The organism is Alicyclobacillus vulcanalis, from assembly GCF_900156755.1.
Classification (GTDB): Bacteria; Bacillota; Bacilli; order Alicyclobacillales; family Alicyclobacillaceae; genus Alicyclobacillus; species Alicyclobacillus vulcanalis.
Map to the genome: position 1 here is coordinate 134409 of NZ_FTOO01000010.1, position 16243 is coordinate 150651.

The 16243-nt window shown below is 59.6% G+C and carries 15 protein-coding genes and 1 pseudogene; 14 read left to right on the forward strand and 2 right to left on the reverse strand.

The features are described from left to right. Positions 1–28 precede the first annotated feature (28 nt). Together ligA and BW934_RS11875 are read left to right on the forward strand one after the other, a co-directional pair. Entirely contained in the window at positions 29–2083 is a 2055-nt protein-coding gene (gene ligA / locus BW934_RS11865) for an NAD-dependent DNA ligase LigA (RefSeq protein ID WP_076348403.1), read from the forward strand. 633 nt (positions 2084–2716) lie between these two features. Next, complete coding sequence (locus BW934_RS11875; protein WP_234969763.1) at positions 2717–4114, forward strand: gluzincin family metallopeptidase; 1398 nt, start codon at positions 2717–2719, stop codon at positions 4112–4114. A 144-nt stretch (positions 4115–4258) separates the two neighbouring features. Here BW934_RS11875 and BW934_RS15105 read toward each other — a convergent pair whose 3' ends face one another. Beyond that, positions 4259–4411, reverse strand: a complete 153-nt coding sequence (locus BW934_RS15105) for a hypothetical protein (protein ID WP_200805753.1) — start codon at positions 4409–4411, stop codon at positions 4259–4261. Positions 4412–4652: 241 nt separating this feature from the next. Between BW934_RS15105 and gatC the strand changes: the two genes are divergently transcribed. The 9 genes and pseudogenes from gatC (at position 4653) to BW934_RS11915 (ending at position 12403) form a co-directional block, all read left to right on the forward strand. Further along, positions 4653–4955, forward strand: a complete 303-nt coding sequence (gene gatC / locus BW934_RS11880; protein ID WP_076348361.1) for an Asp-tRNA(Asn)/Glu-tRNA(Gln) amidotransferase subunit GatC — start codon at positions 4653–4655, stop codon at positions 4953–4955. Then, positions 4952–6406 carry an Asp-tRNA(Asn)/Glu-tRNA(Gln) amidotransferase subunit GatA gene (gene gatA, locus BW934_RS11885; protein WP_076348363.1) on the forward strand — a complete coding sequence of 485 codons (1455 nt, stop codon included), beginning with the start codon at positions 4952–4954 and terminating at the stop codon, positions 6404–6406. The genes gatC and gatA overlap by 4 nt, the downstream gene beginning before the upstream one ends. Next, positions 6403–7836, forward strand: a complete 1434-nt coding sequence (gene gatB / locus BW934_RS11890; protein ID WP_076348365.1) for an Asp-tRNA(Asn)/Glu-tRNA(Gln) amidotransferase subunit GatB — start codon at positions 6403–6405, stop codon at positions 7834–7836. The genes gatA and gatB overlap by 4 nt, the downstream gene beginning before the upstream one ends. Before the next feature lie 18 nt (positions 7837–7854). Beyond that, entirely contained in the window at positions 7855–9204 is a 1350-nt protein-coding gene (gene rlmD / locus BW934_RS11895) for a 23S rRNA (uracil(1939)-C(5))-methyltransferase RlmD (RefSeq protein WP_076348367.1), read from the forward strand. 263 nt (positions 9205–9467) lie between these two features. Beyond that, positions 9468–10136: a LysE family transporter gene (locus BW934_RS11900; RefSeq protein WP_076348369.1), complete on the forward strand. Its 669-nt coding sequence runs from the start codon at positions 9468–9470 to the stop codon at positions 10134–10136. 43 nt (positions 10137–10179) lie between these two features. Further along, positions 10180–10539 (forward strand): annotated as a pseudogene (locus tag BW934_RS11905) (transposase); the annotation flags it as partial. An 80-nt stretch (positions 10540–10619) separates the two neighbouring features. Next, complete coding sequence (locus tag BW934_RS11910; RefSeq protein WP_084182594.1) at positions 10620–11210, forward strand: DUF6904 family protein; 591 nt, start codon at positions 10620–10622, stop codon at positions 11208–11210. Then, positions 11146–11376: a DUF6904 family protein gene (locus BW934_RS15495; RefSeq protein WP_407639961.1), complete on the forward strand. Its 231-nt coding sequence runs from the start codon at positions 11146–11148 to the stop codon at positions 11374–11376. Before BW934_RS11910 ends, BW934_RS15495 begins: the two co-directional genes overlap by 65 nt. Before the next feature lie 73 nt (positions 11377–11449). After that, positions 11450–12403, forward strand: coding sequence for an ornithine cyclodeaminase family protein (locus BW934_RS11915; RefSeq protein WP_076348371.1), 954 nt, complete (start codon positions 11450–11452; stop codon positions 12401–12403). Between the two features lie 175 nt (positions 12404–12578). Here the strand turns inward: BW934_RS11915 and BW934_RS11920 are convergent, their stop codons facing one another. Then, positions 12579–13262 carry a winged helix-turn-helix domain-containing protein gene (locus tag BW934_RS11920; RefSeq protein ID WP_076348373.1) on the reverse strand — a complete coding sequence of 228 codons (684 nt, stop codon included), beginning with the start codon at positions 13260–13262 and terminating at the stop codon, positions 12579–12581. A gap of 252 nt (positions 13263–13514) precedes the next feature. Here BW934_RS11920 and BW934_RS11925 point away from each other — a divergent pair, with 252 nt between their 5' ends. The 3 genes from BW934_RS11925 to BW934_RS11935 are packed head-to-tail and all read left to right on the forward strand — an operon-like array spanning position 13515 to position 16199. Beyond that, on the forward strand, positions 13515–14474 hold the full coding sequence (locus tag BW934_RS11925) for a hypothetical protein (protein ID WP_076348375.1): 960 nt from the start codon (positions 13515–13517) through the stop codon (positions 14472–14474). Between the two features lie 5 nt (positions 14475–14479). Then, positions 14480–15073, forward strand: coding sequence for an ATP-binding cassette domain-containing protein (locus BW934_RS11930; protein WP_200805755.1), 594 nt, complete (start codon positions 14480–14482; stop codon positions 15071–15073). After that, positions 15063–16199: an FtsX-like permease family protein gene (locus tag BW934_RS11935; RefSeq protein ID WP_076348379.1), complete on the forward strand. Its 1137-nt coding sequence runs from the start codon at positions 15063–15065 to the stop codon at positions 16197–16199. The genes BW934_RS11930 and BW934_RS11935 overlap by 11 nt, the downstream gene beginning before the upstream one ends. Positions 16200–16243: the final 44 nt, after the last annotated feature.

Consider the following 16243-nt stretch of genomic DNA (forward strand, 5'->3'; position numbering starts at 1 on the left):
CATCACCACAGCCATGGTCGGGAGTGTGATGCGTGTCGTGGACGCCAAGTCGGCCTTGTCCCTGGAAGAAGCGCGGACGCGCGCCAAGGTGCTCCGGGAGCAGATTGAGTACCACAACCGGAAGTACTACCTCGAGGACAACCCGGAGATCTCCGACGCCGAGTGGGACGCGCTCATGCGCGATCTCATCGAGCTCGAGCGAAAGTATCCGGAACTCGTCGATCCCGCCTCGCCCACGCAGCGCGTGGGCGCCCCGGCGATGGCCGGGTTTGCCAAAGTGGTGCACGAGGTGCCCATGTTGTCGCTCGCAAACGCGTATTCCACCGAAGACTTGCTCGATTGGGACCGGCGCGTGCGGCAGGCGGTGGGCGACGACATCCGCTATGTGTGTGAGCTGAAGATCGACGGGCTGGCCGTGTCCTTGCGGTACGAGGACGGCCGACTCGTGCTCGGCGCGACGCGCGGAGACGGCGCCGTCGGCGAAGACATCACGGCCAACATCCGCACCATCCGCAACGTGCCCCTCGAGCTCTCCGAACCCGTCTCGCTCGAAGTCCGCGGCGAGGCGTACATGCCCAAGCGGGAATTCCTCCGGCTCAACGAGCTGCGCGAGCAACAGGGAGAACCCCTGTTTGCCAACCCGCGCAATGCGGCCGCCGGATCGCTGCGCCAGCTCGATCCCGCCGTGGCGGCCAGCCGCAGGCTCGGCGTGATCGTCTACCAGCTGGTGCGCGCGGAGGCGCACGGCTGCGAGACGCACAGCCAGGCGCTCGACTACGTGGAGCGCCTCGGGTTGCCCGCGCACCGCGAGAGGCACGTGTGCGCGAATATCGAGGACGTGATCGCCTACATCGAGGCGTGGGGGGACAAGCGCCACGACCTGCCGTACGCCACCGACGGCATGGTGGTGAAGGTGGACGCTCTGCAGCTTCAGTCGCGCCTGGGCGCCACGGCGAAGAGCCCGCGCTGGGCCATCGCGTACAAGTACGCGGCCGAGCAGGCGGAGACGACGCTTCGCGCCATCGAGCTGAACGTGGGCCGCACCGGCGTGGTCACCCCCACAGCTGTGTTCGATCCCGTCCAGCTCGCCGGCACGACGGTGTCGCGAGCGTCGCTGCACAACGAGGACCTGGTGCATGAGAAGGACATCCGCGTCGGCGACGTGATCGTCGTGCAGAAGGCGGGGGACATCATTCCGGAAGTCATTCGGTCGCTGCCCGAGCGCCGCACGGAACCGTTGCCCGAATTCCGCATGCCGGAGTCGTGCCCGCAGTGCGGCTCCCGGTTGGTGCGACTGGACGGCGAGGTGGCGTGGCGCTGCATCAACCCGGATTGTCCGGCGCTTTTGCGCGAGGGGCTCATCCACTTCTGCTCGCGCGACGCCATGGACATCGAGGGGCTTGGCGAGCAGTGGATCACGGTGCTCCTGGAGCGCGGACTCGTGCGCACCCACGCGGATTTGTACCGCTTGCGCAAGGCCGATCTCGTCCAACTCGAGCGGATGGGGGATAAGTTGGCGGACAAGTTGCTGCACAACATCCAGGAGAGCAAGCGGAACTCCCTCGAGCGCCTTCTGTTTGGCCTTGGCATCCGGCACGTCGGTGAGAAGGCGGCGAAGACCTTGGCGGAGCACTTTGGCTCCATGGATGCGCTGATGGCCGCAGGGGAAGAAGAACTCATGGCCATCCCCGACATCGGCCCGAAGGTCGCGCAGAGCATCCGCCAGTACTTCGCGACGCCGCGCGTGCAACAGCTCATCCAAGAACTGAAGGAACTCGGCGTCAACATGGTGTACCACGGCCCGCAAAAGGCGGCGGACGGCCCGCTGGCGGGCAAGACGGTCGTGCTGACCGGCGTGCTTCAGGCGGCGGACCGGAAGCAGGCGACGGAATGGATCGAGCGGATGGGCGGAAAAGTCGCGTCGAGCGTGAGCGCAAAGACGGACGTGCTCATCGCGGGCGAGAAGGCGGGGTCGAAGCTCGCCAAGGCGAAGGAAATTTTGCAGAACCACCCCGATGCGAAGTTGGAAATCTGGGACGAGGCCGCGTTTATGCGGGTTGTCGAAGAAGCGGGGCTCGTCTGACGGGATGCCGAAGCGTCGAGGCACGGCATGCCGAGAACAAAAAAGCGGGCTGGCCGGATGCCAGCCCAAGGTTGAGGATGGGTTGCGGTGTTCGTCCCCGACATGCTGCCTTTCGCCGCGCCGCGGCCATCCGGTCTCCCGCTCACGGATGGCCGCGCTCGTGCGATGGAAGCGCCTGCCTCCTCGCCTGAGACAACCACGGGTCGTGCGGGCGGTTTCCCGATGAGGGCCGCCGCGGACATCGGCAAAACCGCCCTGGGCGCGTCCGCGCTTGGGTGGGCCAAGCGCCCTGTGATTGCCCCGGCACCTTTAGCATGACGCGCATTTGCTTATAAGGGAAATACAAATTCGACATTGAATCGATAAAAGAAAACTTATTGCAGAATTAAATTGTATCGCCGCTGTCATGGCCCTGTAATGAAGATCCGCTATGCTCGGCCTGTGGATGTGTTTGTGCCGCATCAAGTGGGTGCGTTTGCCATGTGCATGTGCGCGATCTGTCGCGATGTCGCGCGAAAATTCATATTGACGATTCAGGTTTTCCGCTGCCACAATAATCGCAGCGAAGGCGGATTGGGTCGGCAATCGCTTACATAGGTCGACACTTCGAGATGTTGACAGGGTGATTGAAACATGCGCAGTCGGTGGATGAGCGGGCTCGCGGTGGCAGGTCTCTTGGCACTCGAGACCATAGGTGTGGCGTGGCGTCCGGCAGGCGATATCGGCGTTGTTCACCAGCAAGCCGCGTCAATCGAACATCGAAGCAAACAGGTGCGAGTCGATACGGCATCGCCGTCGTCGGAACCGCAGGGCGTTCACTTTTCGTTCCCGTTTTTCTTCGGCCCTGCCGTGAAAATCGTGACATACGGCACGGGCATCCCGGCTTCAGAAGTCACGCATATCCAGAACCTTCTCAATCGCGTGAATGCTGTGCAGCGAATTCGCGACTTCTTGGGCGTTCGCATGAATCACACCGCGACCATCGTCTTGGTGAAAAATGCGGCGGACTATCAGGCGGAACTCCGCCAGCTCGGCGTGTCGGCGGGGGATGCATCGAGCCTGTCCCAGGATTCGAACGGATTCACCCTCGGCAGTACCGTCGTCATTCCCTTGTTTCAAAACCCCACGGACGTGGACCTCGCCAATGTCCTCACGCACGAACTGACCCACGTCGATATCAATCAGCACATCGCCAACATCCCGAGTTGGATGAACGAGGGCATGGCGGTCTACATGGGTATGAACGGCCAAAAGGCCATCGAAAATCCCGTGGATTTTGAGAGCGACGAGAAACAGGATGCGGAGAACATCCTCCAGGTGGTTCAATCGAATCAGCTCGTCCCTCTGACCGGGAGCGAAGCGGCGATTCTCTCGGGACAGGAGACCTACGATTATGAACTCCAGGACTGGCTGGCGGTTTGCTATCTCATCGCGCACTATGGCAAATCGTCGATTCAAACGCTGGTCCATCACCTCGAATCCGAAAATCCCAACCAGGCCTTCTTGGATACGTACGGTGAGTCTGTGTCTGCATTCAATGCGCAGTTCACCAGAGCTTTGAAACAGTCCGCGGCCGTGGCCAGTGGCGGCGCTTCGCTCGAGCTCAACATTTCTCCCTCGTACCATGGCGAGATTTTCGTGCAGCCGCCGAATCAGGCACTGGGGCACGGGTTCAAGGCCGAGCCCGGCACGCACCACGTCATCGTCACCACCACAGGCCAGGTTCAGGCGGATCTGCCGTCTATCGGCACGAAGAAGAGCAAAATGCCGGCGACACCGGGCACCATGTACGTGTCGCTCCTGCCTCAGCGGTTCGACACCATGGACGGCCAAAAGTTGCTCGACGCCGAGATGGAAATCCAGATTCAAAACGGCCTCTATACGTTTGAAAACGCCTGGGTGGAACTCGCGAATAACCCCATGTACAATCCGTCCTACGTGCCGCAGGTCCTCGGTGTGAGCATCACGGCCATTCACGACGAAGCGTCGGATGATCCCATCCTGACCATGCTGAACGCGGAGAACGCGTGAGGCAAGGCTCGCGTGAACCGCGCGCGTCTCGCACAGAACAGCGAAAGTAGAATCAAAGACACGGCCGAGAAGGAAAGAGGCCACCTCGTCACATAGGACGAGGTGGCCCTGTTGCGCGGACTGGAGCCTGGCGCAGCCCGCGGCTCAGTCCCGCGAATGAAGAAACTCCTGGACCGTGAGCTTTTGCTCGGTGCGCGCGTGGAAAAACGCAATTCGGTTCGAATAGCGCCCGGCGATAAACGAAGCGGGGATCACGACGGCGAGGGTGACAAAAAGATCGTGCATGGACAAGGTCATAGGCCCCTCCCTGAAGTGTGGTCCGTCCATTCGCTCTATGTCTATGAGATCCCGATTCCGGACATGACTGAAGCGACTGAAGAGAAGCGGTTTCCTAGGCGCCTGGTCCAGGCGGCAACGGGGTCACGCGGCGACCTGGTCGGGGCGGCATGTCCACGAGGCCTGTGCTATAATCCCGGAAGGAACTTTGTCTGGCAAGCCCCTTTCCTATCGATGGCTTCCTGAAAAAGGAGGATGCTCGTTGAAGATCACCGATGAGACGGTGAGCCACGTCGCCAAACTGGCGCGATTGTGGCTGGACCCTCAAGAACTCGCGCAGCTCGTTCCCCAGTTGAACGACATTCTCGAGTATGCCGCACAATTGCAAAGTGTGCCGATGGACGGCGTTGAACCGACCAGTCATCCGTTCCACGAGGCGAATGTCGTGCGCGCCGATGTGCCGCGCGAGAGTTTGGCCCGGGATGAGGCGCTCCGCAACGCTCCCGATCAAGATCAGTGCATGGTGCGCGTTCCCGCGGTGCTGGAAGGAGGCGGCGGCGCGTGAAGGTGCCGACGGTCAAAGACATACTCCAATCTCTCGCGGCGGGAGAGACCCGCGCGCGCGACTGGGTCGAGACGTCCCTCCGGGCGATTCGGGAAGTCGACGAGCGGCTCAAGGCGTTCTTGCTCGTGGATGAGGAGCAGGCGCTCGCCGCGGCGGATCGGATCGATCGCGCCAAGATGTACGAGCGGGCACCGCTTCGCGGCGTTCCGTATGCCGCGAAGGACAACATCGTCACCCGAGGCGTGCGGACCACGGCCGCGTCTCGCATTCTCGAGAATTACATACCGCCCTACAACGCGACGGTGATCGACAAGCTGAACCAGGCCGCCGCGGTCATGGTGGGCAAGACCAACATGGACGAGTTCGCCATGGGTTCGTCCACGGAGACGTCCGCGTTTCAAAAGACGGCGAACCCGTACGGCGAAGACCGGGTGCCGGGCGGATCGAGCGGCGGATCGGCCGCGGCGGTGGCGGCGGGGTTGGTGCCGTTTGCGCTCGGCTCGGATACCGGCGGGTCGATTCGCCAACCGGCCGCGTTTACAGGTTGCTTTGGGCTGAAGCCGACGTACGGCCGCGTGTCCCGCTACGGGCTCATCGCGTTTGCCTCGTCGCTCGACCAAATCGGGCCCTTCACGCGGACGGCAGAGGACGCGGCGCTGGTGCTGAACGCCATCTGCGGGCATGATCCGCTCGATTCCACCTCGAGCCGTCATCCGGTGCCGAATTTCGCGGACGGGATCGACCAGGGCGTCAAGGGGCTGCGGGTGGGCATCGTGCGCCACCTGCCGGAGGATGGCCTGGAGCCCGGCGTGAAGGACGCGGTCGATCGCGCCATTCGGCAGCTGGAGGCCGAGGGGGCGGAAGTCGTCGAAGTTGAACTGCCGCACATGGAGTACGCCGTGGCGACGTATTACCTCATCGCCCCGGCGGAGGCTTCGTCCAACCTGGCGCGTTATGACGGCGTCCGGTATGGGCGGCGCGCGGAGGCCTCGAGCCTGATCGAGATGTACGAGAAGTCGCGCAGCGAAGGCTTCGGCATGGAGGTCAAGCGCCGTATCATCATCGGCACGTATGCCCTGTCGTCCGGGTACTATGACGCGTACTACAAGCGCGCGCAGCAGATGCGGACGCTCATTCGGCAGGATTACGAGCGCGCGTTCGAGGCGTGCGACGTGATCGTCACGCCGACCGCGCCGACGACGGCGTTCAAGATTGGCGAGAAGCTCGATAATCCGCTGCAGATGTACTTAAACGACATCTACACCATTCCGGCCAATCTCGCGGGTCTGCCGGGGGCCAGCGTGCCGTGCGGCTTTGCGGATGGCCTTCCTGTGGGGCTGCAGATCATCGGCAAGCCGTTCGATGAGGCCACGATTTTGCGCGTGGCGCACGCGTACGAGCAGGTGCGCGATTTCGCGTGGCCGAAACCGGTGCTGGGGGTGGCAGAATGAACTACGAGACGGTCATCGGGCTCGAGGTGCACGTCGAGCTGAAGACGGACACCAAGATCTTTTGCGGCTGCCGCAACGACAGCAAGTCGGAGCCCAACACGAACGTGTGCCCCATCTGCCTCGGCCACCCCGGCACCTTGCCGGTGTTGAACGAGCGCGCGTTGGAGCTCGCGGTCAAGGCGGCGCTGGCGCTGAACTGCAAGATCAATCAGAAGTCCAAGTTCGATCGCAAAAACTACTTTTACCCCGACCTGCCGAAGGGCTATCAGATTTCGCAGTACGACAAGCCCATCGGCGAACATGGGTATATCGAAATCGAGGTGAACGGCGAGACGAAGCGCATTGGCATCACGCGCCTCCACCTGGAGGAGGACGCGGGCAAGTCGATGCATGCGCCGGACGGATCGCACACGCTTGTCGACTACAACCGCACGGGCGTGCCGCTCATCGAGATTGTCTCGGAGCCCGACATTCGCTCGCCGGAGGAGGCGCGGCTCTATCTCGAGGCGCTGAAGAGCATCATGGAGTACTGCGACGTGTCGGACTGCAAGATGGAGGAAGGATCGCTTCGCTGCGACGCCAACATCTCGCTGCGGCCGGCCGGATCGTCGACGTTTGGCAACAAGGTCGAGCTGAAGAACATGAACTCGTTCCGCTTTGTGCAGCGCGCGCTCGAATACGAGGTGGAGCGGCAGCGCGAGCGGTATGAGAGCGGCGAACCTGTCATCCAGGAGACGCGCCGCTTCGACGAGGCCACGCAGACGACCGTGTCGATGCGCACCAAGGAGGAGGCCCACGACTACCGCTACTTCCCCGAGCCGGATCTGGTCGATCTCGACATCGACGACGCGTGGCTCGAGCGGATCCGGGCTTCGCTCCCCGAATTGCCGACGGCCAAGCGCCGCCGGTACGAGGAGGAGCTCGGGCTGCCGTCGTACGACGCCGGCGTCCTGACCTCGGATCCTCGGATGGCCGCGTATTATGAGGCCGTGATCGCCGAAGGAGCGGACGCCAAGCAGGCCTCGAACTGGGTCATGAGCGACGTGTCCGGCGCCTTGAATGCCGAGGGCAAGACGTTCGCAGAGTGCCCCATTCAGCCCGCGCATCTGGCGGGTCTCATCGGCGAGGTGGCGAGCGGCAAAATCTCGTCGAAGCAGGCGCGCGAAGTGTTCAAGCTGATGTGGGAGACAGGGAAGAGCGCAGCCGAGATCATCAAGGAGAAGGGCTTCGAGCAAATCAGCGATCCCGCAAAGCTTCAGCCGATCATCGACGAGGTGGTGGCGAACAATCCGAAGTCGGTGGCGGACTACAAGGGCGGCAAGGAACGGGCTCTCGCCGCGCTCGTGGGTCAGGTGATGAAGGCGACGCGCGGCAAGGCGAATCCGACGCTGGTCAACGAGATGCTCATTGAAAAGATCAACAGCCTCTGAGCGGAGGGGATGTTTCAGATGGCGAGCACCGGATCGCCGCCGATCGCGGCGGGCGAGGCATACGAGGTGGAGGCGATCCGCCAAAACGACGACGGCGATGGTGTGGCCTCAATTCACGGGATGACGGTGTTCATCCCGTTTCTCTTGCCGGGAGAGCGCGCACGCGTGCGGATTGAACAAGTCGAAAAGCGATTCGCGCGCGCCCGGCTCGTGGAGCGCATGAGCGACGGGCCGGATCGCGTGGAGCCGCGCTGTCCCGTGTTCACCCGGTGCGGGGGCTGCCAGGTGCAGCACATGGCGTACGAGGCGCAGGCGGCGTGGAAAGAGGCCCGGATCCGGCGAATGGCCGCGCGGCTGGGGCTCGAGGACGGCGTCGTCCAGCCCATAGAGGCTTCACGGGCGCCGTATCGCTATCGCAATCAGGTCCAGATGCCCGTGCGATGGAACGAGGCCGCGGAGCGCGTGGAGATGGGCTTCTTTGCGCTCGGGTCGCACGAGATGGCGGTGACGGAGACCTGCCTGCTCGTGTCCGCAGAGATGGACGATGTGCTCCGCCGCGCCCGCTGGTTTCTCACGTCGCTCGGGTCGACCGCGCAGTTTGTGCACCACGTCATTGTGCGGCAATCGCGCGCGACGGGCGATCTCGCGGTGGTCTTCGCCGTGACCGACGACGATCCGCGCGTGAAGCGTTCCGTCGGCCGCTTCCATGCTCCGCACGTTGCGCAGGTCTCGGTGACCGTTCAGCCGCGCGCCCACGGCCCCGTTTGGGGAGACAGCATCGACGTGATGAAAGGCGCGAGCCACCTCGAAGAGCGCCTCTGCGACCTGCGCGTGCGTTGGTCGCCGCGATCGTTTTTGCAGGTTCAGGCGGACATGGCCGAACGCCTGTACCAGCACGTGGTTCACGCCGCCCAAGTCCGGGAGACGGACGTCGTGATCGACGCGTACTGCGGCGTGGGGGTGATGACCCTGCTCCTGGCGAGGCGCGCGGCGCGAGCGGTGGGCATCGAAGAGGTCGACGACGCCATCGCCGATGCGCGGGTGAACGCCAAGTTGAACAACCTCCAGAACGCCGAGTTTGTCGTCGATCGCGTCGAGCGCTGGCTGCCTCGCCACGTCGCGCAAGGAAACCGGGCCGACGTGTTGGTGTTCGATCCGCCTCGCAAGGGGGTCGATCGAGCCGCGATTGAGGCGGCGGCCGAAGCGAACGTGGATCGGCTGGTGTATGTGTCGTGCAATCCCGCCACGCTGGAGCGCGATCTGCGCCTGCTCATGGCGCGCGGATTTTGTGTGACGTCGATCCGGCCCTTCGACATGTTTCCGCAGACGTCTCATGTCGAGTGCGTGGTGGCGATGAAGCGGGGGTAGGGAGTCAAAGAACAAGCTCTGCAATTTCAAATCAACACCTGCCCCAGTGAGAATCAAGTGCTGAACCAAGGTGGGCCCACGGATGGATAAATTGGACCATTCCTTATTTCACAAACCCTATCGCCCTGCCGTTTCGCTGGCAAAGTCGAGATGAGCGGGTGCCAGTCGACATGACCTTGACCGTCCTTGGTGCCCAGCAAACGTAAACAGTTAAGGGGGAGACGGTGTTCTTCCGCTATCGTTGCTGAGAAAGGGGTATAGAGATGATTGCTTTACTTATCACAGCATGTGTACTTGGCTTTGTTTACAGTGCGGCTCCTGGAGCAGTGAACACCGAAGCATTACGTAGGGGATTACAGAGAGGTTTTGCCGCAACGTTTTTGGTGCAACTTGGAGCCTTATTAGGGGATTTGATGTGGGCAATCATTGGTTTGACGGGAGTTGCACTTGTATTTCATTTTGTACCTGTACAGATTATTTTGGGCATTGCAGGGGTAACCTTTTTGCTTAGAATGGCATGGTTGTCATTCCTGGACGCCCGCAAGTCAATTGATTTGAAATTGGACAGCAGTAAGAAGGAACAGCGGGACTTTATTACGGGAATCATTTTTTCGTTAGCTAACCCGTTTGGCATTGCGTTCTGGGGTGGTATTGGTGGTGGGTTTGCCACACATATCGCAAGCATGCCATTGATCGACAAGCTATTGTTCTTGTTCCTTGGTTTTTCTGTTGGAGCTTTTGCGTGGTGTATAGGTATTTCGGTGTTGGTCGCATGGTCACGTAAATTTATCGGTGAAAAATTGCTGCGTGGGATTTTTACAGTATCAAGTTTGGCGATGGCTTATTTCGCGTTGGAAATGTTATGGACGTTAATCCACACTACACTTTATCCTCTGTTTTCTCATCGTTTAAGAGTGAAAGCAAGCCATTAGAACGACAAGTCCTCGTGTACATCGTCTCACAAAGCCTCATTGTTTGAGCGGTGTCGACATCGTCGTGTCCGACAGTCACAGCGGACTCGTCAAGGCACTTCAGACCGAATTTCAGGGCTGCACGTGGCAACGGTGCCAGACCCACTTCATGCGCAATCTCTTGGACGCCACACCCAAGGCGTTGCAGGAGGAGGTCTACCAACAGGTTCGCGCGGTTCTGGATGCGCCTGACCTGAAGACTGCACGGTTGCTCAAAGATGCGTTTGTCGAGGCTTACGCAGAGAAGGCACCGAAGGCGATGCAGGCGTTGGAGAATGGGTTTGATGATGTAACCGCTGTTTTGGTCTTACCTGAGCGATATCGGCGGCGCTTACGCACCACCAACGGTGTCGAACGGCTGATCGCTTCAATGACTTTCAATCTGTGCCCCTGTATTTTCCGCTCTACGTCATCCTGACCCTGTCAACTGGGCGGTGAACACTCATGCTGACCATCAAGAATACCCCTAAACTCGCTGGCATCTCGATATCTGGGGATTACCCTGATCTGGACACCTTATACAGGTCTCTCCTTGCCATCATCGGCGATGAAGGAGAGTACGGAGACTATGAAGGTGCGCGGCTTCGGGTGCTTGGTCTCATGTATGATATCCGACACGCATTCCAAGGAGATCGGGAAATCGAGTTCGTTCCGAACGGCATGGACGAGGACAGAATGAAATTCTTGGGGCTCATTGCTCCAGAGAAAAATCTCTATTATGCGTGCCAAATCTACTATCCCGAAGCGCTTTTCGTCACCATTGCCCTGAACGACTTTATCCGCCTTTACGCCAAAAAACAGGCAAGAACCGCTCCTATCCCTCTGTTGGACAAGCGCGTTCAATGGGATGCACACATTGCGACCGCGCGACTGTTTCAGTCCTTGGTGATGAGTTGTCTGAGGGAAGTCGTGACAGAGGCATCTTTCAAGCGCATCATGAATCTGATGCATAAGGATTCTGTATGGATGGATGGATGGATACATATCGCAGTATCTGGATTTGCTCAACATTCGGTATCTGAGAATTGCGGATAGGGAGGAGCGGGCGAAGGTTTTGTCAACCATTGTTAAGCGCATGGTAGAGCAAGGCAAGGAGTATCGCCAAATCGAAGAGGAAGTTAGAGCGATGGCGCGGGAGCACAATTGTCCAGTTGAGGATATCAGCTTGGTGGTGGATTACCCCGAAGAGATAGAGTGGTAGAAGAGCACGGAAGCGCTTGGAATTCTAGAAGAAATGAGATCATTGAAAGAAAGGCTACTTTCGCGTCGGGACGGTGACTCCCTTGTATCATGTCCTTACAGACCAGGACGTTGAGGCGCTGGCTTCCATGCAATCGATAGTGAACGCTGTCGAACGCGCGTTTATCGAGCAGGCAAACGGAGGGCTTGTTTCACCGCCGCGTTTTCGCGTGGAAACGAAGCAGGGCGACTTGGTGTTTACGGCAGGTGCCGCCACAGCCACGGAAAAGGTCATAGGTTTTCGTGTGTACGACACCTTTGCGAACGAATGGGATGGGCATCAGCAGCTGGTTTGTGTGTTTGATTCAGATACAGGGGTGTTTAAGGGTGTCGTGATTGGCAACTTGCTTGGTGCTCTTCGTACGGGGGCAATCGGTGGGGTCGCAATCAAAACCATGGCTCGCACGGATGCTGAACAAATCGCCGTGATCGGAGCGGGCTTGCAGGCGCGAATGCAGTTGGAGGCTGCGGTGACCGTCAGAAAGATCAAGCTCGTTCGAGTGTTCAGTCGAAATCGCGAGCATCGGGAGGCGTTTGCGGCACAAATGGCGAAAAAGCTGGACATCGAGATTGTGGCTGTCGATTCTCCAAAAAGTTGCATACAGGGAGCCGATATCGTCATTTGCGCCACCAATAGCGGTAAGCCCGTGTTCGATGCGGCGTGGATTGAGCCTGGCGTACACGTCAACACTGTCGGTCCGAAATCCATACAAGCGCATGAGGTGCCAACGGAAATCGCGTCACGTAGTTCAGTGATTGCGACCGACTCGATAGAACAGTTAAAGGCATATGCAATTCCGCACTTTTTGGTCGGTACGCCCGATGAAGAACGGATTGTGCAACTCGCTGACATCGTCGTTGGGAAACGAGCTGGGAGACAGGACCAAGACGACATGACCTTGTTTTGTTCCGTCGGGCTGGCAGGTACAGAGGTGGTTGTTGCCAATGAGGTGATGAAGAAAGCCTCCTGCAAGGGGGCGTCACCATGAGATAGGGTGGGCCCGTGATCTTGGGCCCGTGTCCATCTTAGGACGAGGCGCAGTGACGAAACTCCGTGTCAAAGGCGGGCGACCTGGCCTAGCCGCGTTCTCCGGCCGCCGCATCTCATCACACGGCACACGCCAGATGGCGCAACAGGGTGATTCGAGCAGGGCTCGAGTGGGGCTAGAGCTCTGTCACGCGGCGATACACGTATCCACCTTGTCGCCTGCCTTGCACGAGATCCCCCGCGGGACCGAGTTTTTGCCGAAGCCTTGACACGAGTTTCGCAATGCCTTTCGGATTGACGTGTCCTTCCCACAGAGCGTTCGCGATCGCGCCCCGAGTCAAGACCTCTCCCTCGTGGTCGAGAAAGAGTTCCAAGAGTCTTGACTCCATTTGCGAGAGCGGAACGCGGCGATGTCCAATCATCAGGCACTGTTCGCCGCATTTATAACGCACGCCGCGGCCGACGTTGACAGATGCGATGGGCAGAGACGGAAATCCCTCAGGAACGCTGAAACGCCGCACAAAGGTCTCCAGGTCACCTCCGATGAACGTCTGAAGGGCTACAAGTGGATCCGTGAGAAAGCCTGAGAGTCCCAGCGAGCGCGCGTACATCCAATCGTTTTCGGTCAGTGGTGACCTGATCATGACGTAGTGCCGGTTGGCACGAGGCGATGACGCCACCATGGCCCAAAAGGCCTCACTGCAAGACGCGATCCCGTCTATGAAAATGTCCTCTGAAGACGCCAGCGAGATGGCTGTCGCGCGCTCGACGGTTCTGCAGATGCGCAAATCGCATGCTTCGAGGATGACCGAGAGCATGCGGACGAGACATGTATCGTCTGTACATAAGATGATCCGCATGGATTCACACTCCTGAACACCCAATGGAGTGGGTTCCTCTCAAGTTTACGCATTTTTTCTCGCCATTCCATGATCGAAGCGCCTATTGCTAGCAAAATGCTAGCCATATTCCTCGGATAGTTCTGGTACACTCGTCCTCGAGCTTCGAAACCCGATTGGGCGATCTGTACGGCGCTGTCGTCGCAGTGGACCCCGGTGGATTCTGCGACCGTGAGACCGAAGCCGTACCCGATGACCTCAGGAGTGTGAATCATGCTGTGCTCAAGCGCACGGAAGGCACGTTGGGCCACGGCAGTCACGGCCTGCGCCGCGCTGTGTCTGGTGACGGCTTGCGGCACTCCACCGAGGCCAGCGAACGCCGTCATCATCCCAGGGCCTGCGAGCGCCGACGAGCGCGTGATCGACGACCCTGTGGACCAGCGCTTCGTGCTCTATGACGCGAAAAAGAAGATGGCAGTCAGCTGGACCAACGTATCGAACGAGTTTGTCTACAACTTCAACACGCTTTCTGATCTGTACACCGTCGGCAACAGCCTCACCAATCACTTTTCCATCGTGCAGCTTCAGAATGGCAGGGCGGTCACCGTTTACACCCTTCCTGATGCAGCACACGATGCCATTTTCCCGCTTGCAGCGGACGGGCAAAACGCGTTCTTTCTCCTCGTCCATTACCGCGATGACGGCAGTGAGGCGTGGCGGCACATCGTGAGATGGGATCCGGCGACGAGAACGCTGCAGGCTTTTGCTCATGTAGAAGGCGCCATCGTACAAGGCGCACTTGCGGGATCCACGCTGTACTTCACGGTGCTCAGGCCGGATCGCGCAGTTTGGCTCTACCGATTGCCTGCCGCGAACTTCAATGCGGAGCCTCAACTCGTGTCGACGCATTGGACGGACGATCCCCTGCTCGTGTACGAGGGGAAACTCGTCAAAGTGGTCGATCATCAGTTTGTGTTCGATACCATCCGTCTTCCGGTGGGAGCGGTGAACGTCCTCACGCCGCAGGGCGTTCTCGTTCAGTTTGACGACGACCCGAAGTCTCTTACCACACGCGCGGATGTGAATCAACTTTCAGATGGTCGGCATCTCGGTGGCGCCACTTCGGTCGAAGGATTCGAGTGGACGGCAAACGGCGTTCAGTTGGATTGCGACGGGCACGTCGAGACCGTCAGATGGGGTGATGCCCGCGGAGCAGAGGAGAATCCATCGTGATCACGATGCAGGGCGTGGTGAAGCGCTACGGTGGACGCGACATTCTCAAGGAGATCCATGTCACCTTCGAGCGTGGAAAGGTGTATGCCATCTCCGGGCCGAGCGGGGCGGGCAAGACGACGCTTCTGCAGGTCGTGGCAGGCTATGAGCAGCCAACCGCCGGAATGGTGCACGTCGCGAGCGGATTAAGCATGGAATACGCGCCACAGGACTTTCTTCTTTTCTCGAACCTCACGCTCTGGGATCATCTTCGGCTCAAGGCGATGGCAAGGCGTCTGGAGGAAGGCTGGGTAGCACGTGCAGAGCAACTTTTGCAATGCTGTGGCCTGGAAGGCATGGAACAGGTCCAGGTCCAAGCGTTGTCGGGCGGAGAGCGCAGGCGCTTGCAACTTGTCCTAGCTCTTTTCCCGCGTGCCGACGTTCTTCTCTTTGACGAGCCGACCTCCAACTTGGACGACGTCAGCGCTCATCGCATCTGGGAACTCTTGGCGTGCGAGTGCGCAAACAAGACCTGCATCATCTGCAGTCATGCCCCGGTGCCTGACATGCTCCACCCCGAGCGGCTTCGTCTACAGGGAGGTGTCCTGTATGCGGAATGATGCAACGCCTCTCCGCGAAGTCGCGCGCATGTTGAGACGCAAGACGCGCGTTCAGTTCCGCATTGCGGCGGCGACGCTGTTCGTCGCTTTGCTCGTGCTCTCAACCTTGGGCTTGTACACCCTGCGCATGGCGTTCGATGTGAAACGACAGTTTCTCTCCAATCCTACTGTTCACATCGTCTTGGTGGATACGCAAACGTCAGAACATCAAACGCTTCCAAGGCACGTGCAATTTCGGGATCGTGAACAAATCGAACGGATTCTTGCGCGATCTCTGCCCAGTGCCCACGCACGGGTGTGGAATCTATACCAAGTCAACTTTGGCATTTTGGATTCGACAGGCCACACGAACTGGGTGGAGTCCGTGGATCCCGGTGGCGCGCTCCTGCTGGGGCTTACAACCATGAGGAATGACACGGGTTACGTTGTTTCGCCGACGGCAAGACCGCTGGTTTTGCAAGTTCCGGTGATTCGTGTGACGGAAGGCGGCTACGAGAGCGATCGCCGTGTGAACTTGACGCTCCCGAATACCGCCCAGATCACGCAAGAAGCCCCGCTGCTCTCCCTGAAACCGGACGTCACGGCGGCGAGCGCGCTCGGTCGTCCGCTCTTTGTCTCCTTTGACACCTACCGCCGCATCCTGGAAACCGCGTATCAAAGGCCGTACTCCGTTTTGGTCCGTGCGTTTACACAGGGACAGGATCTGGGCATTCAACCGGTCGAGAGCGTGGTGGTTGAAGTCCCCCATGTAGCGGACGTGGATCGGGTTGCGCGGGCCCTCGCCGATCACGGCTACGACACCGAGTACACCTTTCGGGCGTTCCAACAACTCTCGTCGACACTGCAGACGTCCGGCTGGATGGCCTTGGTGTTTACCGTGCTCGTGGCGGCGGGCACGTACGCCGGCGTCTGGCTTTTCTTTCGGAATGACCTTCGCCGGGCTCGAAAAGACATGGGCATTCTCCGCCACTTCGGCTATACGCCGTCAGACGTCGGTTGGGTCTACCGCTGCAAATTCCGCACGCTCTTTTTCACGGGCGCACTTTCGGCATGTCTCTACACCCTTGTCGCAGGTGGTAGTGTCCCGTCAAGAGGTGTAAATTCACCGTTTGTGTGTACTGTGTGACATCGGTCAGCTTTGTCCCGTTCGGGACGATATCGACCGTCTTC